Below are 20,895 nucleotides of genomic sequence, written 5' to 3'. Positions count from 1 at the left end.
TTTAACGTTTTTGACGGGAAACGAGTTTGATTAATTCATCGATAAGGTGTTTTCTTACTCCTGCCAAAGGCCTACAGGCCACTCTTACCACTTCTCAGAATCAACGACGAATCTGGAGCAACGAAGAAGAGGTAGGCCTTTAACCAGAGTGTGTATCTACTAAACAATTTAGCGACAGATAACATTCAATCCATTAGTGAAATGAAAGCAAATAGTAAGGAACAGCTATGCTTGCCAATATAAAAAAAACAGCAATAGCAACAGCAATTATTGCAACTGCTACAACAGGTTTTGCATCAGTAGCAACCGCTGCAGAACGCAGTGAACTGACCGTTCACCCGAAAGAGTACACTACATTCGTACGTAACTTTAACCCGTACCTTGGTGCTACTAACCTACATACTACAACTGACTTCATGTATGAGCCGCTAGTAGTATTTAACGAAATGCACGGTAACACTCCAGTGTTCCGTCTAGCTGAAAACTTCAAGATGTCAGATGATCTGATGAGCGTTGTTTTCGACATTCGTAAGGGTGTTAAATGGTCTGACGGAGAAACTTTCTCTGCTGATGATGTTGTTTTTTCTTTCAACCTTGTAAAAGAGAAGCCAGAGCTTGACCAATCTGGTATCAACTCTTGGGTAACTTCTGTAGAAAAACTGAACGACAACCAAGTTAAGTTCACACTAACAGAAGCAAACTCAAACGTACCTTACGAGATTGCTAAAGTACCTGTAGTACCTAAGCACATCTGGAAAGACGTTAAAGATCCATCAACGTTTACCAATGAGAACCCGGTAGGTTCTGGTCCATTTACAGAAATCGATACGTTTACAGCGCAACTTTACATCCAGTGTGCAAACCCGAACTACTGGGATGCAGACAACCTAGATGTTGACTGTCTACGTGTTCCACAAATTGCGAACAACGACCAATTCCTAGGTAAAGTTGTAAACAGTGAAATGGACTGGACGTCTTCTTTCGTTCCAGATATCGATCGTACATACGCAGCAGCTAGCCCTAAACACCACTACTGGTACCCGCCAGCAGGTACACAGGCATTCATCGTTAACTTCAAGCACCCTGATGCTGCGAAGCATGAAGCATTGAGCAACGTTGACTTCCGTCGTGCTTTCTCTATGGCTCTTGACCGTCAAACTATCATCGACATCGCATTCTACGGTGGCGGTACTGTGAACGATTTCGCATCGGGTCTTGGCTACGCGTTTGAAGCTTGGTCTGATGAAAAAACTCACGACAAGTACAAAGGCTTCAACACTTACAACGCTGAAGGCGCGAAGAAGCTTCTTGCTGACGCTGGCTTCAAAGATGTAAACAAAGATGGTTTTGTTGACACTCCATCAGGCAAGTCTTTCGAACTAATGATTCAATCGCCAAACGGCTGGACTGACTTCAACAACACAGTTCAACTAGCGGTAGAACAGCTGAACGAAATCGGTATTAAAGCGAAAGCTCGTACACCTGACTTCTCTGTTTACAACCAAGCAATGCTTGAAGGTACATACGACGTAGCATACACAAACTACTTCCACGGTGCGGATCCATACACGTACTGGAACAGTGCTTACAACTCATCACTACAATCTGGTGATGGTATGCCTCGTTTCGCAATGCACTTCTACAAAAACGACAAGCTAGATGGTCTTCTAAACAGCTTCTACAAAACAGCTGATAAGAACGAGCAGCTAGACATTGCACACGGTATCCAGCAAATCATCGCTGCAGACCAAGTGACAATCCCTGTGATGTCTGGTGCTTACATGTACCAATACAACACAACTCGCTTCACTGGTTGGTGGAACGAAGAAAATCCAAAAGGCCGTCCAAACATTTGGGCTGGTATTCCAGAGCGTCTACTTCATGTACTGGACCTAAAACCAGTTAAATAAGTAATCGTTCAATCCTTGCGGCGTAACCTCTTACGCCGCTTATAAAAATCCCCACACTCTCAATTGAAAGTATGGCGCTAGTCGTCAGGGGATTTTTCGTTCCAAATTTCGCTAGGAGCGACCTGAATCCAGAAACAGGGAAACAATCTGGGTGAGTAAGGTGTGAGTTATGGGTTATTTTTTAAGACGTTTGTCATTTTATTTTGTCGCGCTATTAGTTGCTGCGACGTTAAACTTTATTATTCCAAGAGCAATGCCTGGTGACCCAGTTACCATGATGTTTGCGAACGCTTCTGTACAAGTTACTCCAGAGCGTATTGCTGCAATGAAAGAACTATTAGGCTTCGTTGATGGCGGTCTACTGGTTCAATACGTAGCGTACATGAAGAACATTCTTAGCTGGGAACTTGGTACATCAATTCAATTCTACCCACTTTCTGTAAACACACTGTTGGGTGGAGCATTCGGTTGGTCGCTTTTCTTAGCCGGCACCGCAGTTATTCTTTCTTTCTCGATTGGTTCAATCCTAGGTATTTTCGCAGCGTGGAAACGCGGCAGTAAGTACGATGCCTTCGTAACGCCAGGGATGCTGATTCTACAAGCCGTTCCTCAAGTTGTTATCGCAATGATTGCACTATTTACCTTTGCAATTGGCTTGAAGTGGTTCCCAACAGGTTACGCCTACACCGCAGGTACTATGCCTGACTGGACAAGCTGGGCATTCATTAAAGATGTCGCTTACCACGCCTTCTTACCACTGTTCTGTGCTTCTGTTGTTCAAATTGGTGGCTTCCTAGTAAACATGCGTAACAACATGATCAACCTACTAGCCGAAGACTACATCACCATGGCGAAAGGCAAAGGCCTGAGCGAAAACCGAGTGGTATTCAACTACGCAGCTCGTAACGCGATGCTACCTAGTGTGACAGCCCTTTCAATGTCGCTAGGTATGGCAATCGGTGGTCAGTTAATTATCGAAATCATCTTTAACTACCCAGGTCTTGGCAGCGTACTTTTCAACGCAATTAACGCTCGTGACTACCAAGTACTGCAAGGTCAGCTGCTTATCATGACGCTATTCATGCTGTTCTTTAACCTAGTTGCAGACATGCTTTACGTTGTTCTTGACCCTCGTCTTCGTAAGGGTGGTAAATAATCATGAAAGACTTTCTAAAACTCATTTGGCGTAACCCGATGGCTCTAACAGGCGTCATCATCCTAAGTATCTTTATTCTTGGCGCGATTGCAGCTCCATTGATCACTAAACATGTACCAGACAAACGTACAGGTAACCCACACGAATACCCTGGTTTCGTAGTGAAGTCTGCACAAACTAACCCTGATGGCTGGGTTGCTCAAAACCTAGCAGACGACCGTCGTACACTGATCATGTCTAAAAAGGCAGACCACGTACTAGGTACAACTCGTATGGGTCGTGACGTTTGGTCTCAAGTGGTATACGGCGCACGCGTATCTCTTGCTGTAGGTTTTGGTGCGGGTTTAACCGTATGTTTACTCGCAACTGTTATTGGTGTTTCTGCAGGTTACTTCGGTGGCCGTGTCGATGACGTACTAACAGCCGCAATGAACATCATGCTGGTAATCCCTCAATACCCATTACTGTTCGTAGTAGCAGCCTTTATCGGTGAGGCAGGGCCACTCACCATAACCTTGGTTATCGGCTTTATGTCCTGGGCTTGGGGCGCCCGTGTTGTTCGCTCCCAGACCTTAGCACTGCGTGAAAAAGAGTTTGTAAAAGCCGCTGAAGTTTTGGGTGAATCTTCATTCCGTATCATCTTCGTAGAGATTCTGCCAAACCTTATCTCTATCGTTGGCGCAAGCTTCATCGGTTCGGTGATGTACGCAATCATGATGGAAGCAACCATCTCGTTCCTAGGTCTTGGTGACCCGAACACAATCAGCTGGGGCATCATGCTTTACAACGTTCAAACCTCTTCATCAATGCTGATTGGCGCTTGGTGGGAACTGTTGGCTCCTTGTATCGCACTGACACTACTTGTAACTGGCCTTGCTCTACTTAACTTCGCTGTCGATGAAATTGCTAACCCGCAACTGCGTTCTCACAAAGGCATGAAGCGTTGGAAGAAACTAGCAGCTCAAGACAAAGAAGAACGTGAACCAGAACTACCACCACAAAATGCACTTTGGAGCGGAGATAAATAATCATGTCTGAACCACTAATTTCTATCCGCAACTTATGCGTGGATTACATCACAGAGTCAGGCGATGTTCGTGCGTGTAACAACGTAAGTTTCGACATCGCTCCAGGTGAAGTATTCGGCCTAGCTGGTGAATCTGGCTGTGGTAAATCAACGGTCGCTTTCTCCCTTATGCGTCTTCATAAGCCGCCCGCTTACATCAGTGGTGGTGAGGTTATCTTCAACGGTGAGAACATCCTTGAATACAGTGATGACCGTATGCAGTCGTTCCGTTGGAGTGAGATGTCGATGGTATTCCAGAGCGCGATGAACGCACTCAACCCAGTACTACCGATGGAAGAGCAGTTCTGTGACGTAATTATGCGTCACACCAACATGACTCGTGAGCAAGCTAAACAACGTGCTGAAGGTCTACTTGAAATCGTCGATATTCACCCGAGCCGATTGAGTGACTACCCTCACCAATTCTCTGGCGGCATGCGTCAGCGCTTGGTTATTGCTATCGCGTTAGCACTGAATCCAAAGCTGATCATTATGGATGAGCCGACAACCGCACTTGATGTGGTTGTGCAACGCGAAATCCTACAAAAGATCTATGCACTGAAAGAAGAGTTTGGCTTCTCGATTCTGTTCATCACCCATGACTTGTCATTGATGGTCGAGTTCTCTGACCGCATCGGCATCATGTACTCAGGTGAGCTAATCGAGGTGGCTAACTCTCAAGATATTCTAGAAAACCCTTACCACCCTTACACCAAAGGGCTGGGAAGTTCTTTCCCTCCACTGACAGGGCCAAAGACAAAGTTAGCAGGTATTCCGGGTAACCCTCTGAACCTGTTAGAGATCCCTGAAGGGTGTCGTTTCCAAGCTCGTTGTGACCGTGTACATGAAACGTGTACCAAGGTGCCAACCAAGCTGCGTTCTATCGACCCGGGACATTTGTCTAACTGTCACCTGTACGGTGACCCAATAGTACAAAGGAAGCTATAGCTTGCACGCTGACTCAGCGTGAATAACGAACAAGGCGGCTCGACCGCCTAAAAACAAGCAAAGCGAATAAGGATTCTGGAGACAATTATGAGCAAAGATTTCGGTCAATTATTGGTAGAAGGCAAGAATGTCGTAAAAGACTTCCCAATAAGCAGTACCACCATTCAAACCCCAATGATGCGTGCGATTAACGACGTGTCATTCAAGATGTACAAAAGCCGCGGCCTAGCAGTGGTTGGTGAGTCTGGTTCAGGCAAATCAACAACCGCAAAAATGATCGCCAAAATGTACGCACCTTCAGGCGGCACGATCGAATACAAAGGTCGTGATATCCAAGAGATCTCAAGCAGAAAAGATCTTATGCACTACCGTGAAGGCGTGCAGATGGTATGGCAAGACCCGTTTGGTTCATTGAACCCAACGCACAATATCTTCCACCACATTGCTCGACCACTGTTGATCCACAAGAAAGTATCTCCGGGCAACAAGAAAGAGCTAGAAGAACGCGTTTACGATCTTTTAGAGCAAGTCGGTCTCATTCCGCCAAAAGAGACGGCGAAAAAGTACCCTCACCAACTGTCTGGTGGTCAGCGTCAACGTGTCAACCTAGCGCGCAACATCGCGGTAGGTGCAGAAGTTGTATTAGCCGATGAACCAACATCAATGCTTGATGTATCGATTCGTGCGGGCGTTTTGAACCTGATGGAAGAGATGAAGTTTGAGAAGCAAATGTCTCTGCTTTACATCACTCACGATATCGCAACCGCTCGTTATATCGCTGAAGATCTTTCAGTGATGTACGTAGGACACATGGTGGAATGGGGCGATACCGATGACGTAATTGCTAACCCTCAGCACCCATACACGCAATTGCTTGTTTCTGCTGTTCCAGATCCTAAGAAATCGATCCACGAACAACTTGCTGGCAATAAAGGGGAGATTCCTCTGTGGACACCAGTATCAGCAGGCTGCCCATTTGCAGGTCGTTGTACTCATGCAATGGATAAGTGTAAAGAGCAGCTACCAGGGGTTACGCAGCTCGCTGATAACCACTTTGTGCGCTGTTACCTACACGAAAGCTAAGCAATAAAACCCAAGTTAGGGTCTGCGGGCCCTAACTATTTATATCCAAAACATTCAAGTACCTAGCCAATAGAAACTAGGACTGTCGGAGAATATTGATGCTGTTATTGACCAACCATATTGGCTATGAGTCCACAGGCCCGAAGCAAGCTATCCTACAAACGAAGAAAGCTCGCCTATCTAGCACAACGGCTCTGCTCGTCTGTGCAGACAACCATATGACTGTCGGAAGTTTTGATGTGGTTAAACAAGGCCGCGTAGCAAATTGGCATCAAGGGCAATTCTTCACTATCGATTTCGGTTCAGTCACTGAATCTGGTCGCTACTATCTGCGCTTTGACAATCTGCGCTCTGAAGTGTTTGAGATTGGTAGCAACCTATTAATGAACCACACGTTTTCTGATGTGCTTCATTACTTTAAGTCACAACGCTGTGGCGGTATTTTCGACAAAAAAGATCGACAAGCACAAATTCTAGGTACCGACCGATACGTCGATGTCCACGGTGGGTGGTATGACGCATCAGGTGATGTCAGTAAGTATTTTAGCCACCTGTCTTATGGTAACTACCTAAACCCACAACAAATTCCAATGGTCGTTTGGAACATGCTAAAAAGCGTACGCTTGACTAACCATAATCCAGACTTCCCAAAATTCTCCATGACTCGTCTAACGGAAGAGGCTCTGTTCGGTGCCGACTTCTTAGTGCGTATGCAAGACGCTGATGGATACTTCTATATGACGGTATTCGATAAATGGAGCAAAGATATCAACCAGCGCGACATCTGCGCTTATGCGACTCAAGAAGGTCATAAGTCAACAGACTTACAAGCGGGCTACCGACAAGGTGCAGGGGTTGCTATCGCAGCATTAGCTGCAGCTTCTGAGCTTGAAATCTCTGGCAGCTACTCGAGCCACACTTACCTTGAAACGGCGGTTAAGGGTTACTGGCACTTAAAAGAGTACAACCTCCAGTATCTAAACGATGGTGAAGAGAACATCATCGATGAATATTGCGCCCTACTCGCAGCCAATGAGCTGTATCGCGTAACTCAAGATCAGCAATACTTAACAGAAGCCCGAACTTGGGCGACTCGTTTAATCTCTCGTCAGCAATCCGATGATTCATTTGAGCACTTCTGGTCTGCAAACTCTGATGGCTCTCGCCCATATTTTCATGCAGCAGAAGCCGGCCTTCCGGTGATTACACTATGCGAATACATCAACAACGAAACCGATGCTGAACTAAAAGAACAGGCTCGCACAGTTGTTGAACAAGCTTGTCAGTTCGAAATCAACATCACCGACAAAGTCACCAACCCATTTGGCTATCCAAGACAATACGTTAAATCTGTCGATGGTGATAAACGTGATGCCTTCTTCGTCGCTCAACAGAACGAAACCGGTTACTGGTGGCAAGGCGAGAACGCACGCCTTGGCTCGATCGCAACGATGGCTTACCTAGTTCAACCGCACATTAAAGATAATGACCTTCAGCAGCGCTTAATCCAGCTTTCACAAAATAGCCTTGATTGGATCTTGGGCCTCAACCCATATCACATGTGCATGCTCGATGGTCATGGCCATAACAACCCAGACTACCTACCTCAGCTTGGTTTCTTCAATGCGAAAGGCGGTATCTGTAATGGCATCACGGCTGGTTTTGAAGATGAACAAGACATTGCGTTCAATCCACCCGCTCAAAAAGATGACATGCTCCAAAACTGGCGCTGGGGTGAACAATGGATCCCTCATGGTGCGTGGTTCCTATTAGCCACCGCTGCACAGTTCAACTTCTTAGCTCAGCGTAAGGAGCAATAGTCATGACTCTTTACTACGTAGGTATTGATGGTGGAGGCACTTCTTGTCGAGCTCGTATTCGTGACGATCAAGACAAACTGATTGGTGAAGCGAAAAGTGGCAGTGCCAACATCCTTTTGGGTGTGGATGTGGCGATGAGCTCAATTATTGATGCCATCACAAAAGCAGCACAACAAGGGCAACTCAACTCAGACCATTTTTCAAATATGCATGTTGGCCTAGCACTGGCTGGCGCTGAGCAAAAATCAGCATGGTTCGACTTCATGTCACAACCGCACCCTTTCGCAAGCATGACACTAAATACAGACGCTTATGGCGCTTGCATTGGTGCTCACAATGGCCAAGACGGCGCAATCATGATTGGTGGTACGGGTTCTTGCGGTATCTACCTAAAAGACGGTGAGCAACATGTGGTTGGCGGTCGTGAATTTCCGATTTCAGATCAAGGTGGCGGCGCGGTTATGGGCTTACGTTTGATTCAACAAGTTTTGCTTGCAGAAGACGGTATTCGCAACAAAACCCCGCTGACTCTACATGTGATGAATCACTTTAATAATGATGTGGATGCCATTGTCGAATGGTCAAAAGGTGCTATTCCAAAGGATTACGGTCAATTCTCACCAGTTATTTTTCAACTCGCTAACGAAGGTGACGAACTGGCTATCGATATGCTCAAGCAAACCGCAGCTGATATCGAAATGTTTGTATTAGCGCTGCATCGAAAAGGCGCTGACAAGGTGTGCTTAATGGGAAGTATCGCTGAGCGTATTCTCAACTGGCTATCGCCACCAGTACAAAAATGGATCGTTAAACCTCAATTTGACGCTATCGAAGGTGCATTGATGTTTGCCGGAAAACCACAACACAACTTGTATCAACAGGCTTAGCAGGGAAGTTATATGAATTATCGCATCGACTTAGCTGTTCTTTCTGAACAAAAAAATAACTGCCGATTTGGCCTTACGGTACATAACTTAAGTGACCTCGACGTAAAAGATTGGTCTCTGCATTTTGCATTTGATCGATTCATCCTTCCAGAGAGTCTGTCGCAAGGTGAATTAACTCAGGTAGGAAGCTTTTGTTCTTACCAGCCAAGTGCCACCGTGTTAAAGGCGAACAACCATTACTACCTTGAATTCAGTATTCAAAGCGCCCCATTCCGCTTCTATTCTGATGGCCTTAACGATGCCTTTATCCAGTCACATCATGATGGAGAAACATCGGTACTGCCTGTCGCGGTATCACCCATTGTACTGGCTTCGCCATACCGTGAACGCAATCAAATACCTGAAGTTAACGCTGCTGAGATTGCATTGATTCCTCAACCGAATCATATCGAACTTCAGCAAGGTAGCTTCGCACTAAGTAGCGACTGCAGAATTGAAGTTCAATCTCATCTTGCTGATAAGGCAGTATCTTGGTTCCAGCAAGAATTGCTCTCGACCTTTGAGTTGTCTCTTTCGAACGCGCTTTCAGCTGAACTTTCAAAAAACGAAAGCGGCGACATTCTATTTCGCAGCAACCCGACGTTAGATGAAGCCGAATACAAGCTGACCATCACTGCACAACAGATTATTGCTGAATCAGGCAGCCAGTCGGGCTTTACACACGCTGTGGCAAGCTTGATTCAATTAGTACAACAACTGGACGCAGAGAACTTCTCTCTACCATGTTGCAAGATAGCCGACCAACCGCGCTTTAAGTACCGCGGCATGATGTTGGATTGCGCTCGTCACTTCCACCCAGTGGATCAAGTGAAGCGTTTAATCAACCAATTGGCGCAGTACAAATTCAACGTTTTTCACTGGCACCTCACCGATGATGAAGGCTGGAGAATTGAGATAAAGAGCCTACCACAGCTAACAGAAATTGGCGCTTGGCGTGGCCCTGATCATGCACTAGAACCGCAATACACCCACATTGCGGACAACTATGGCGGCTTCTACACACAACAACAGATTCGTGAAGTCATTGAATACGCAGAGCAACGCAGCATCACGGTGATCCCAGAGATCGATATTCCGGGACACTGTCGCGCCGCAATCAAATCACTGCCTGAGATGCTGGTAGAGCAAGCGGATACCACTCAATACAAGAGCATTCAGCACTACAACGACAATGTACTAAACCCAGGCTTGCCCGGCACTTACCAATTTCTAGATGCAGTTATTGAAGAAGTCGCAGAGCTGTTCCCTAGCGAATTAATTCACATGGGTGCAGACGAAGTGCCACCAGGCGTGTGGACCAACAGCCCTGCTGCTCAAGCATTGATGAAAGAACACCAGTACCAAGACAGCAAAGATTTGCAAGGTCACCTATTCCGCTATGCCGAAAACAAGCTTAAGCAACTCGGCAAACGCATGGTCGGCTGGGAAGAAGCACAGCACGGCGACAAAGTGAGTAAAGAGACCATCATCTACTCATGGCTCAGTGAAGAAGCGGCTGTCAATTGCGCTCGCCAAGGCTTTGATGTGGTGTTGCAACCTGCACAGTTTACCTATCTCGACATGACCCAAGATTATGCACCGGAAGAACCGGGCGTAGATTGGGCTGCCGTAATCCCATTAGAACAAGCTTACACCTACGAAGCACTTGCTGAGATATCCGACACCGACCCAATTCGTAAGCGGATCCGCGGAATTCAGTGTGCTCTATGGTGTGAGATCGTCACCAACCAAAAGCGTATGGATTACATGGTATTCCCAAGAATTAGCGCTTTAGCTGAAGGATGTTGGACACATAAAAACAACCGAAACTGGCTAGATTACCTATCTCGCCTAAAGGGGCATCTGCCATTACTCGACAGACTCAATGTTGATTATCGCAACCCTTGGAAAGCTCAATAAAACAAACCAAAGCGACACTCATATCGAGTGGTTGCTGACTCAAATTAAGGTGCTCAGTCAGATACGACTCAGCATCACTATTTAAAAATTAGCTGCATAGATGCAGTTTGTTAAAAAGGAAATGACAATGAAATACGGCTATTTCGATAACGACAATCGCGAATACGTCATCACTCGCCCTGATGTACCAGCACCTTGGACAAACTACCTAGGTACTGAAAAGTTTTGTACCGTGATTTCGCACAATGCGGGCGGTTACTCGTTCTACAATTCTCCGGAATACAACCGTGTTACTAAGTTCCGTCCAAACGGCACATTCGACCGCCCAGGACACTATGTTTACCTGCGTGATGATGAGACGGGTGATTACTGGTCTATCTCTTGGCAACCAGTGGCAAAGAGCCTAGATGAAGCGAACTACGAAGTTCGTCACGGCCTGTCATACTCAAAATTCAAATGTGAATACAGCGGCATTACCGCAACAAAGACGCTATTCGTACCTAAGGGTGAAGATGCAGAAGTTTGGGACGTTGTATTAAAGAACAACACTGACAAGCCACGTACTATCAGCACTTTCTCGTTTGTTGAGTTCTCTTTCAGCCATATTCAATCAGACAATCAAAACCATCAGATGTCTTTGTACTCTGCGGGCACGTCTTACCAAGAAGGTGTTCTGGAATACGACCTGTACTACAACACTAACGACTTTGAAGGCTTCTACTACCTAGCTTCAACTTTCTCACCAGACAGCTACGATGGCCAACGTGACAACTTCCTTGGTATGTACCGTGATGAAGCAAATCCAATTGCGGTTGAAAACGGTAAGTGTTCTAACAGCGCTCAAACTTGTTACAACCACTGTGGTTCTCTGCACAAGCAATTTACGATTCAACCCGGTGAAGAAGTTCGCTTTGCGTATGTACTCGGTATCGGTAAAGGCAACGGTGAACGCCTACGTGAGAAGTACCAAGACACAGCAAACGTAGACGCCGCTTTCCAAGGCATCAAAGATCACTGGGATGAGCGTTGCAACAAATTCCAAGTTAAGTCGCCAAACGAAGGCTTAGACACAATGATCAACACGTGGACGCTATACCAAGCCGAAACCTGTGTGGTTTGGTCTCGCTTTGCATCATTCATCGAAGTTGGCGGTCGTACTGGTCTTGGTTACCGTGATACGGCGCAAGATGCTATCTCAGTACCTCATGCCAACCCACAAATGACCAAGAAGCGTATTATCGACCTGCTACGAGGCCAAGTGAAGGCGGGCTACGGTCTACACTTGTTCGATCCAGACTGGTTCGATCCAGAGAAAGCCGACGTTGAGCCATCAAAATCACCAACGGTTGTTCCCACACCGTCAGATGACGACAAGATCCACGGCATTGAAGACACATGTTCTGATGATCACCTATGGATCGTTCCGACCATCATCAAATACGTAATGGAAACCGGTGAGCACGACTTCTTTGATGAAGTGATTCCATACGCAGACGGTGGCGAGGCGACAGTTTACGAACACATGAAAGCGGCACTGAACTTCTCTGCTGAATACGTGGGTCAAACGGGTATCTGTAAAGGTCTTCGAGCTGACTGGAATGACTGTTTGAATCTAGGTGGCGGTGAATCTTCAATGGTTTCATTCCTACACTTCTGGGCGCTACAAGAATTTCTAGATCTTGCTAAGTTCCGTAATAACGATGCTGACGTTGCGAAATACACAGAAATGGCTGCTAACGTTCGCGAAGCATGTGAAACGCATCTTTGGGATGACGAGGGTGGTTGGTACATCCGTGGTCTGACTAAAAATGGCGACAAGATCGGTACCGCTCAACAAGCAGAAGGTCGTGTACACCTTGAGTCAAACACGCTAGCCGTTCTATCTGGCGCGGTATCTCAAGAACGCGGTGAGAAAGCGATGGACGCTGTTGATGAAAACCTTTTCTCTGAATACGGCCTACACCTAAACTCTCCATCATTCGCAACACCAAACGATGACATCGGCTTCGTAACTCGCGTTTACCAAGGCGTAAAAGAGAACGGCGCAATCTTCTCTCACCCTAACCCATGGGCTTGGGTAGCAGAAGCGAAACTAGGTCGTGGTGACCGTGCTATGAAGTTCTACGACGCACTGAACCCGTACAACCAAAACGACATGATTGAAACACGTTACGCAGAACCATACTCGTACGTGCAGTTCATCATGGGTAAAGATCACCAAGACCACGGCCGTGCAAACCACCCTTGGTTAACGGGTACGTCGGGTTGGGCTTACTTCGCGGTAACCAACTTCATTCTTGGTGTTCGTACAGGCTTTGAAGGCTTAACGGTTGATCCTTGTATCCCGACTGATTGGCCAGAGTTCGAGGTTACTCGTCAATGGCGTGGCGCGACTTACAACATCACAGTGCAAAACCCGAATGCAGTAAGCAAAGGCGTTGCCTCTATCACTATCAATGGTGAGTCAGTTGAAGGCGCAATCCCAGTACAAGCAGAAGGCAGCGTGAACGATGTTGTCGTTGTTCTAGGCTAGTCACGCAATTTAACGAACAGCTCTTGTCTCAAGTCTTTACAGGCTTGAGACAATGAGACTAAAAGGATTTTCTAATGATTAAATTTGGTACAGGTGGCTGGCGCGCTTTCATTGGTGAAGAGTTCACTAGAGAAAACGTCCGTTTAGTAGCACAAGCGCTCGCTAACATCATTAACAACGAAGATGCAGCCAAGAATGGGTTTGTGATCGGCTATGACCGCCGCTTCCTTTCAGATAAAGCCGCATGTTGGTTTGCAGAAGTACTTGCGGCGAACAACATCAAAGTAAGCTTCATCGATAAGTTCGTTCCAACACCTATCGTGATGTTCCAAGCAAAAGAGATGGGATGCACCTACTCGGCGTGTATTACCGCTTCTCACAACCCCGCTGATTACAATGGTATTAAGGTGTTCATTGAAGGCGGCCGCGATGCCGATGAGATCATCACAGAGAAGATCGAACAGCAAATCGCAACACTGACTAACGAAGATGTTATCCGAGTCGATTTCGAACAAGCATTAAACGACAAAGAAATCGAGATCATCAACCCTATGAACGACTTTGTTGATTCGATCATCAACTTCATCGACATCGAGTCAATCAAGAAAGCTAACCTACGTGTACTGATTGATCCAATGTTTGGCGTGGCAAAAAATGCTCTGCAAACCGTGCTGATTAACGGTCGCTGTGATGTCGACGTCATCAACGATGGCAAAAACCCAGATTTTGGTGGTTTGATGCCATCTCCAAATGCTGCAACGCTGTATCGCTTGAAGCACTTAGTTGCAGCAGAAGGCTATGACATTGGTATTGGTACTGATGGCGATGCCGACCGTTTGGGAATCATCGATGAGAAAGGTCACTTCATTCACCCTAACGAAGTACTACTCCTGCTTTACTACTACTTGCTGGAATACAAAGGCTGGAAGGGCTCTGTCGTTCGTAACATCGCAACCACACATCTACTGGATAAAGTGGCGGCAGATCATGGTGAGAAGAGCTTTGAGGTTCCTGTAGGCTTTAAGCATATCAGCTCGCAAATGGAAGCTGATGATTCTCTGATTGGCGGCGAAAGTTCGGGTGGTTTAACCATTCGTGGTCACATCAAAGGTAAGGATGGCGTATTTGCTTCAAGCTTACTGGTTGAGATGATCAGTGTAACAGGCAAGAAGCTGTCTGAATTACTTGATGAGATTTACTCTAAATACGGCTATGCCTACACCGCAGAAGGCGATTGTAAGTTTAAACCTTCAGAGAAAGAAGCGCTCTACACTAAGATCTACGTCGAGAAGCAACTGCCTGAATTTGAATACGAAATTGAAAAAGTCAGCTATGAAGATGGTGCCAAGGTGTACTTCAAGAATGGCGGTTGGGTCATTGCTCGCTTCTCAGGAACAGAGCCGTTACTACGAATCTTCGCAGAAATGGAAGATAAAGACACTGCAGAACGTGTTCTTCAAAAAGTGAAAGACTTCCTCTCTCTATAGGCTTATAGAGTGCAGCAGTTTTGTATGGGACTTAACAAATCACTGCCTTGTTAAAGCCTATAAGTGAAGAACTCTTGCCCAGTACTTTGATTAAAGTGCTGGGCTTTTTTATCGCGATTATTGTACGATTAGTATCGCGTTATATCTCTTTAAAAAGCCAATACACCTTTGGTATCCACTTTTACGTTGACCGGCATACCCACTTCAAGTGCTTCTGACGAGGTTGCTAATAACTTCTGACCATGCGCTTCGATTACATAACGACAATGATCACCCATAAATTGCTGTTCTAGCACCGAAATAGCACTATCTTGCTCGTAACTTGCTTGTATATGCTGGGGTCTTAACAGAAGTTCACACGTATTACCGAACTCAATCTCCGTTTGCGGTTTGGCTTCAACCATACCCAAACTGGTTTCAAATTCATGCTCTGAAATACGCTGTGCATTAAGGTAGCTACCGCCGCCCAAGAAGTCTGCAACGAACTTACTCGAAGGATGGAAATACAACTCAGATGCCGAACCATACTGCTCAATCACACCATGGTTCATTACTGCCATCTTATCTGCAAACGCGAACGCTTCTTCACGGCTGTGAGTTACGAAGATAGCTGTAACACCCTGCTTCTTAAAGATCTTACGAATCTGAGAAATTAGCTCATGACGAACCTGAGTATCGATGTTTGAGAATGGTTCATCCAATAACAATAAGTCTGGCTTGTAAGCTAAAGAACGAGCAATCGCGACACGTTGCTGTTGACCACCTGAAAGTTGGTGTGGGTAGCGGTCACCGTACTCATCTAAGTGAACCAGCTCCAGCATCTCTTGAACCTTCTGTTTCTTTTGCTGCTCAGAAAGGTCTTTCAAGCCAAAGCCGACATTCTGGTTTACCGTCAGGTGCGGAAACAGGGCGTAATCTTGGAAAATCATACCAATGTTACGCTGCTCTGGTGGCAACCAATTCTCGCCATCATCAATGGTTTGACAGTTCAAACTCATCACACCGCTACTTAATGGAAGTAAGCCCGCAATCGCCTTAAGTAAGGTCGTTTTACCGCAGCCACTCGCACCAAGAAGACAAACAATTTCACCATGCTCAACTTCTAACGAGAGCGCTTCCAAAATGGTTTGCGACTCATACTTACAGGTCAGATCTTTAATTGATAATGCACAACTCATTAGTTTTTCTGCTCCAAGGAACGGTTTACGATGATCAGAGGAATTAAACCCACCAACACCAATAATACAGCAGGCATCGCCGCCAACTCTAGGTGCTCATCTGAGGCATAGTTATAAACATAAGTCGCCAATGTTTCGAAGTTGAAAGGACGCAGCAGCAATGCCGCATTCAACTCTTTCATTGATTCGATAAACACCAGTAAACCAGCGATCAATGCGCCACGTTTAATCAAAGGTAAATGAACACGGCGTAACATCTGATTGGTATTGCAACCCATGGTTTTCGAGGCCATATCCAATGAAGGGGATACTTTACTCAAGCTGCTTTCAATACTGCCAATCGCCACTGCTGAAAAACGTACGACCATGGCAAAAATTAGCGCGAACATGGAACCGGAGAAGATCAAACCAGGTCGCCCCCACTCCATCACCTTCGCAATGTCATTGACCAAGTGATCCATGAACAAAACAGGTACCATTACACCAATCGCTAACACGGTGCCTGGAACGGCATAGCCCATCGAAGCGAGACGCATATAAGCCTGATTTTTCTTACTCGGACTAACGCGTTGGTTAAAGTTAACAATCATCGCGATAATCACGCCAATAATCGCAGCAGCTACCGAAACGTAAAGGCTGTTGATGGCATATTCTCTGAATTCAGGGGTCCAGCTTTGAGCAAAATATTTGTAGGCGTAAATGATGAGCTGGCCAAGAGGGAACAGGAATGCAACGCAAACCAATCCCCAGCACCAGAATAGTGCCAGCCATTTTTTCCAACCAGAAAGGTCGTAACGAAAATCTTCGCGACTACTGAACTGATTCTGGAATAGCTTCTGCTTACGGCGACTGTATCGCTCTGAGCTCAACAGTAGGATCACGATAACCAGCATGATTGCCGATATTTTCGCTGCTGCCGTTAAGCTTGAGTAGCCAAGCCAAGTATCATAAACCGCAGTCGTTAAAGTATTTACTGCAAAGTAACTCACGGTACCAAAGTCACCGATGGTTTCCATAGCAACAAGCGATAAACCGACCGCCATTGATGGACGAACAAGTGGTAAGGAGATACGACGGAAGCTTTCCCAAGGTGAGCATTTAAGCAAACGAGCGGATTGCAATAAGGAAACGTTTTGCTCCATAAATGCCGCGCGGCACAGCAAATAAACATAAGGATAGAGAACGAGAGATAGAACAATAATAGCGCCAGATAAGGTTCTAATATCCGGGAACCAATACTCACCGGGTCCCCACCCAGTAAGATCTCGCAGTAGAACCTGAACAGGGCCAGCAAAGTCGAACCAATCAGTAAAGATATAGCCAACGATATAGCCTGGCATTGCTAATGGCAGGACGAGTGCCCACTGCAAAACACGCTCTCCCGGAACACGGCACATTGCCATAACCCAAGCCGACGGAATACCAAAAACTAAAGACAGGAACATGGTTCCTATGACTAAAACCACCGTATTGTAGGCATAGGTAGGCATCACTGTGGACATCAGATGAGAAAATAGCTCATCCGTTTCTCCAACAGCCGTCGTAAAAATCGCTAAGATCGGTAAAACCAGTAATACAGCAATAATGCTGCTACTGGTGTTCCATAAATAATTCTTTTCTTTCATCGCCTAACTACAACGAGGCTTAATGAAACACAAATGCATTTGCAAATACATCTCATATCCTTTTAATGGTGGGGTTATTTATACCCATATACTCTAATGACTTCAAGGTGAGATGCTAATAACTCAAGGGATCAACGGGGTGCTTTGTATCAAAAAGTGATTTTCCAATAACAAACAACCCCAAGTAGCCAAAATGGCGACTTGAGGTTGTCATTTTACTTAGGCCGAAGCCTACCGTAATAAATTATAGATCGAACTTAACTTCGTCTAATAGCTTGATTGCAGCCGCGTGGTGGTTTGCAATTTCATCTAGAGAAATAGTATCCGCTTTGAACTCGCCCCATGAAGCAACAAGCTCAGAAGGTTTAACGTCTGCTTTCACTGGGTATTCGTAGTTCACTTCTGCGTACATGCTTTGTGCTGTGTTACCAGATAGGAATTCCATCAGCTTAACGGCATTCTCTTCATTTGGAGAGTATTTAGCCATTGCCATACCAGAGATGTTTACGTGAGTACCTGTAGTCTCTTGGTTAGGGAAGTTAATGTAAACAGAGTCAGCCCAAGCTTTTTGCTCTTTATCATTAACCATCTTACCTAGGTAGTAGCTGTTACCAAGAGCAACATCACATAGACCTTCTTTAATCGCTTTAACTTGCGCGCGGTCGTTACCTTGAGGCTTACGTGCTAGGTTTGCTTTTACGCCTTCTAGCCATTCTTTCGTTTCAGCTTCACCTTTATGAGCAATCATCGAAGATACTAGAGAAACATTGTATGGGTGCTTACCGCTACGAGTACAGATTTTGCCTTTAAACTCAGGCTTAGTTAGATCTTCGTAAGTGAACTCTTCACCTAGACGACCAACACGGTCACGTGAAGAATAAACGCTACGTGTACGAGTTGTTAGAGCGAACCACTCGTTATCTGTATCTTGGTATTGAGCAGGGATGTTCTTTTCAAGTACATCGCTCTCTACAGATTGAACTAGACCTTGTTTAGTTAGTTCAGATAGACGGCTGATATCTACAGTTAAGACAACGTCAGCTGGGCTGTATTCACCCTCTTGAGCTAACTTTTCTGCTAAACCTTTTTTAGCAAACTTAACGTTTACTTTAATGCCAGTCTCTTTTGTGAACTCTTTGAACATTGGCTCAACAAGGAAAGGTTGACGGTAAGAGTATACGTTTACTTCTTCCGCAGCCATTGCTGTCGGGGCAATTACACCACACGCTAGAGCTGAAAGTGTTAGCAGTTTCTTCATTGTAAAATCCTTTATATCGAAATGATAATGTCTATCAGTTGCGTTATTATATTCATCATTAACATAATTACAATGACGACCAACAAAAAATCCGTCTACTCAGACCATTTAAACTCTCACTTTTGTAACAAACCATTTCAACTTTGTGTCTTGTCATCCCCCTTAAACAATGAGCCCAACTTCAACGCTCGTGTTTATATATTGTGCAACCGTAAATACAACAAAGCCCCGCAACAAGAGTTACGGGGCTTTCTTTGTCCAACCTAACCCATTCAGATTAGGCGACGACTGTTGATTATTTTACTGATACAAACTCAGGGTAAGCGCCGACACCACAATCGTGCATGTCCATACCTTCAAGTTCTTCATCTTCCGTTACTCGGATACCGATTGTTGCTTTAAGCACTGCCCATACCGCTAAGCTAGCACCGAATACCCATGCAAAGATGACTGCTGCACCTAATAGTTGAGCACCAAACGTTGCATCAGCGTTGCTTAGTGGCACAGCCATTAGACCGAAGAAACCACATACACCGTGTACAGAGATAGCACCTACTGGATCATCAATCTTAGCTTTGTCTAGAGCGATGATGCTGAATACAACCAATGCACCAGATACCGAACCAATCGCTACAGCAAATAGAGGTGATGGTGATAGAGGGTCTGCAGTGATTGCTACTAGGCCCGCTAACGCGCCGTTAAGAATCATTGTTAGGTCTGCTTTACCCCAAGTTGTTTTACATACTAGTAGTGCTGCGATTGCACCCGCTGCTGCTGCTGCGTTGGTGTTAAGGAAGATTTGACCAACTGCTGTCGCATTCTCGAAGTCTGAAACCATTAGTTGAGAACCGCCGTTGAAACCGAACCAACCGAACCAAAGGATAAATGTACCTAGCGTTGCAAGTGGCATGTTTGAACCAGGAATCGGGTAGATTTCACCGTTCTTACCGTATTTACCTTTACGAGCACCGAGTAGTAGAACACCAGCTAACGCTGCTGCTGCACCAGCCATGTGTACGATACCTGAACCTGCGAAGTCGCTGAAACCTGCTTCTGATAGGAAACCGCCGCCCCAAGTCCAGTAACCTTCAACTGGGTAAATGAACGCTGTTAGTACTACAGAGAAGATTAGGAATGACCAAAGCTTCATACGCTCAGCAACCGCACCAGATACTACAGACATTGCTGTTGCAACGAATACTACCTGGAAGAAGAAGTCTGATTCTAGAGAGTGGTCTGCGCCTTCACCTTGTGTACCAATTAGAGTACCAAATGATGGCAACCAACCGCCTTCACCGTTGTCGACATACATGATGTTGTAACCAACCACTAAGAAAGCTGTACAAGCAATTGCGTACAAACAGATGTTCTTAGTTAAAATTTCTGTGGTGTTCTTTGAACGAACTAGGCCAGCTTCTAACATCGCGAAGCCTGCTGCCATCCACATTACCAACGCACCTGAAATGAGGAAGAAAAAAGTGTCTAGTGCGTAACGTAGTTCCGTTACTGTTGTTGTAAGTTCCATATTAAAGTCTCCAGTCCTTGTAATTCTTTAAAGTGCTTCAGCATCCATTTCACCAGTACGAATTCGTACGGCTTGGCTTAGGTCATACACAAAAATTTTGCCGTCGCCGATTTTTCCGGTGTGTGCCGCTTGGCTAATCGCTTCAACAACTCGGTCAACATTCTCAGCTTGGGTAGCAATCTCTAGCTTCACCTTTGGTAGGAAATCCACTTGGTACTCTGCACCACGATACAATTCAGTGTGTCCCTTCTGACGACCAAAGCCTTTCACTTCAGAAACAGTCATACCTTCAATACCCACATCAGAGAGCGCTTCGCGTACATCGTCTAATTTGAATGGCTTAACAATGGCATTTATTAATTTCATATTCGTTCCTTAAATTCTTACTTAATCCGTTAATTCTCTTATTACAATCCAAGTAGCGTGCCAAAAAGTTAAGTGGTTGATTTTAAATAAGATG

Annotated in this window: 15 protein-coding genes; 10 read left to right on the top strand and 5 right to left on the bottom strand. The window is 45.5% G+C overall.

Annotated elements, in window-relative coordinates; translation table 11 throughout:
• Positions 1–227: 227 nt before the first annotated feature.
• The 10 genes from MSG38_RS16585 to MSG38_RS16540 all read left to right on the top strand — a co-directional run bounded on the left by MSG38_RS16585 (position 228) and on the right by MSG38_RS16540 (position 14,849).
• The gene (locus tag MSG38_RS16585; protein ID WP_017056650.1) at positions 228–1,910 is read left to right on the top strand and encodes an ABC transporter substrate-binding protein; all 1,683 of its coding nucleotides are present in this window, start codon (positions 228–230) and stop codon (positions 1,908–1,910) included.
• 169 nt (positions 1,911–2,079) lie between these two features.
• Entirely contained in the window at positions 2,080–3,066 is a 987-nt protein-coding gene (locus tag MSG38_RS16580) for an ABC transporter permease (protein ID WP_017633262.1), read from the top strand.
• 2 nt (positions 3,067–3,068) lie between these two features.
• A complete protein-coding gene (locus MSG38_RS16575) occupies positions 3,069–4,094 on the top strand; it encodes an ABC transporter permease (RefSeq protein ID WP_017056648.1) in 1,026 nt (341 codons plus the stop codon).
• A gap of 2 nt (positions 4,095–4,096) precedes the next feature.
• Positions 4,097–5,080 (top strand): ABC transporter ATP-binding protein, encoded by a 984-nt coding sequence (locus MSG38_RS16570; RefSeq protein WP_048605693.1) that lies wholly within the window; start codon positions 4,097–4,099, stop codon positions 5,078–5,080.
• Positions 5,081–5,167: 87 nt separating this feature from the next.
• Positions 5,168–6,163, top strand: coding sequence for an ABC transporter ATP-binding protein (locus tag MSG38_RS16565; protein WP_017059411.1), 996 nt, complete (start codon positions 5,168–5,170; stop codon positions 6,161–6,163).
• A 98-nt stretch (positions 6,164–6,261) separates the two neighbouring features.
• Positions 6,262–7,983, top strand: coding sequence for a glycoside hydrolase family 9 protein (locus MSG38_RS16560; protein ID WP_248402242.1), 1,722 nt, complete (start codon positions 6,262–6,264; stop codon positions 7,981–7,983).
• 2 nt (positions 7,984–7,985) lie between these two features.
• Positions 7,986–8,870 (top strand): N-acetylglucosamine kinase, encoded by an 885-nt coding sequence (locus MSG38_RS16555; protein ID WP_248402241.1) that lies wholly within the window; start codon positions 7,986–7,988, stop codon positions 8,868–8,870.
• A 12-nt stretch (positions 8,871–8,882) separates the two neighbouring features.
• Positions 8,883–10,829 (top strand): family 20 glycosylhydrolase, encoded by a 1,947-nt coding sequence (locus MSG38_RS16550; protein ID WP_248402240.1) that lies wholly within the window; start codon positions 8,883–8,885, stop codon positions 10,827–10,829.
• 127 nt (positions 10,830–10,956) lie between these two features.
• Positions 10,957–13,362 carry a N,N'-diacetylchitobiose phosphorylase gene (locus MSG38_RS16545; RefSeq protein ID WP_017066806.1) on the top strand — a complete coding sequence of 802 codons (2,406 nt, stop codon included), beginning with the start codon at positions 10,957–10,959 and terminating at the stop codon, positions 13,360–13,362.
• Positions 13,363–13,436: 74 nt separating this feature from the next.
• Complete coding sequence (locus MSG38_RS16540; RefSeq protein ID WP_048612323.1) at positions 13,437–14,849, top strand: phosphoglucomutase/phosphomannomutase family protein; 1,413 nt, start codon at positions 13,437–13,439, stop codon at positions 14,847–14,849.
• A gap of 149 nt (positions 14,850–14,998) precedes the next feature.
• Here MSG38_RS16540 and MSG38_RS16535 read toward each other — a convergent pair whose 3' ends face one another.
• The 5 genes from MSG38_RS16535 to glnK all read right to left on the bottom strand — a co-directional run bounded on the left by MSG38_RS16535 (position 14,999) and on the right by glnK (position 20,801).
• A complete protein-coding gene (locus MSG38_RS16535; protein ID WP_248402238.1) occupies positions 14,999–16,027 on the bottom strand; it encodes an ABC transporter ATP-binding protein in 1,029 nt (342 codons plus the stop codon).
• The gene (locus tag MSG38_RS16530) at positions 16,027–17,652 is read right to left on the bottom strand and encodes an iron ABC transporter permease (RefSeq protein WP_050620019.1); all 1,626 of its coding nucleotides are present in this window, start codon (positions 17,650–17,652) and stop codon (positions 16,027–16,029) included. The genes MSG38_RS16535 and MSG38_RS16530 overlap by 1 nt, the downstream gene beginning before the upstream one ends.
• A gap of 244 nt (positions 17,653–17,896) precedes the next feature.
• Entirely contained in the window at positions 17,897–18,910 is a 1,014-nt protein-coding gene (locus MSG38_RS16525) for a Fe(3+) ABC transporter substrate-binding protein (protein WP_016790767.1), read from the bottom strand.
• Between the two features lie 295 nt (positions 18,911–19,205).
• The gene (locus MSG38_RS16520) at positions 19,206–20,435 is read right to left on the bottom strand and encodes an ammonium transporter (RefSeq protein ID WP_048605711.1); all 1,230 of its coding nucleotides are present in this window, start codon (positions 20,433–20,435) and stop codon (positions 19,206–19,208) included.
• Between the two features lie 27 nt (positions 20,436–20,462).
• Positions 20,463–20,801, bottom strand: coding sequence for a P-II family nitrogen regulator (gene glnK, locus MSG38_RS16515; RefSeq protein ID WP_004738200.1), 339 nt, complete (start codon positions 20,799–20,801; stop codon positions 20,463–20,465).
• Positions 20,802–20,895 lie beyond the last annotated feature (94 nt).

Origin of the sequence: Vibrio sp. 1CM24A (assembly GCF_023161725.1) — a bacterium.
GTDB classification, from domain to species: domain Bacteria; phylum Pseudomonadota; class Gammaproteobacteria; order Enterobacterales; family Vibrionaceae; genus Vibrio; species Vibrio coralliirubri.
Note: the sequence above shows the minus strand (reverse complement) of the source record. Positions and strands in the feature narration are given on the sequence as shown.

Excerpts from the sequence above, each read along its gene's own strand:
- MSG38_RS16570 (WP_048605693.1), top strand. The coding sequence starts at position 4,097 with ATGTCTGAACCACTAATTTCTATCCGCAACTTATGCGTGGATTACATC.
- MSG38_RS16565 (WP_017059411.1), top strand. The coding sequence starts at position 5,168 with ATGAGCAAAGATTTCGGTCAATTATTGGTAGAAGGCAAGAATGTCGTA.
- glnK (WP_004738200.1), bottom strand. The coding sequence starts at position 20,801 with ATGAAATTAATAAATGCCATTGTTAAGCCATTCAAATTAGACGATGTA.
- MSG38_RS16555 (WP_248402241.1), top strand. The coding sequence starts at position 7,986 with ATGACTCTTTACTACGTAGGTATTGATGGTGGAGGCACTTCTTGTCGA.
- MSG38_RS16545 (WP_017066806.1), top strand. The coding sequence starts at position 10,957 with ATGAAATACGGCTATTTCGATAACGACAATCGCGAATACGTCATCACT.
- MSG38_RS16525 (WP_016790767.1), bottom strand. The coding sequence starts at position 18,910 with ATGAAGAAACTGCTAACACTTTCAGCTCTAGCGTGTGGTGTAATTGCC.
- MSG38_RS16580 (WP_017633262.1), top strand. The coding sequence starts at position 2,080 with ATGGGTTATTTTTTAAGACGTTTGTCATTTTATTTTGTCGCGCTATTA.
- MSG38_RS16540 (WP_048612323.1), top strand. The coding sequence starts at position 13,437 with ATGATTAAATTTGGTACAGGTGGCTGGCGCGCTTTCATTGGTGAAGAG.
- MSG38_RS16535 (WP_248402238.1), bottom strand. The coding sequence starts at position 16,027 with ATGAGTTGTGCATTATCAATTAAAGATCTGACCTGTAAGTATGAGTCG.
- MSG38_RS16575 (WP_017056648.1), top strand. The coding sequence starts at position 3,069 with ATGAAAGACTTTCTAAAACTCATTTGGCGTAACCCGATGGCTCTAACA.
- MSG38_RS16550 (WP_248402240.1), top strand. The coding sequence starts at position 8,883 with ATGAATTATCGCATCGACTTAGCTGTTCTTTCTGAACAAAAAAATAAC.
- MSG38_RS16530 (WP_050620019.1), bottom strand. The coding sequence starts at position 17,652 with ATGAAAGAAAAGAATTATTTATGGAACACCAGTAGCAGCATTATTGCT.
- MSG38_RS16560 (WP_248402242.1), top strand. The coding sequence starts at position 6,262 with ATGCTGTTATTGACCAACCATATTGGCTATGAGTCCACAGGCCCGAAG.
- MSG38_RS16585 (WP_017056650.1), top strand. The coding sequence starts at position 228 with ATGCTTGCCAATATAAAAAAAACAGCAATAGCAACAGCAATTATTGCA.
- MSG38_RS16520 (WP_048605711.1), bottom strand. The coding sequence starts at position 20,435 with ATGGAACTTACAACAACAGTAACGGAACTACGTTACGCACTAGACACT.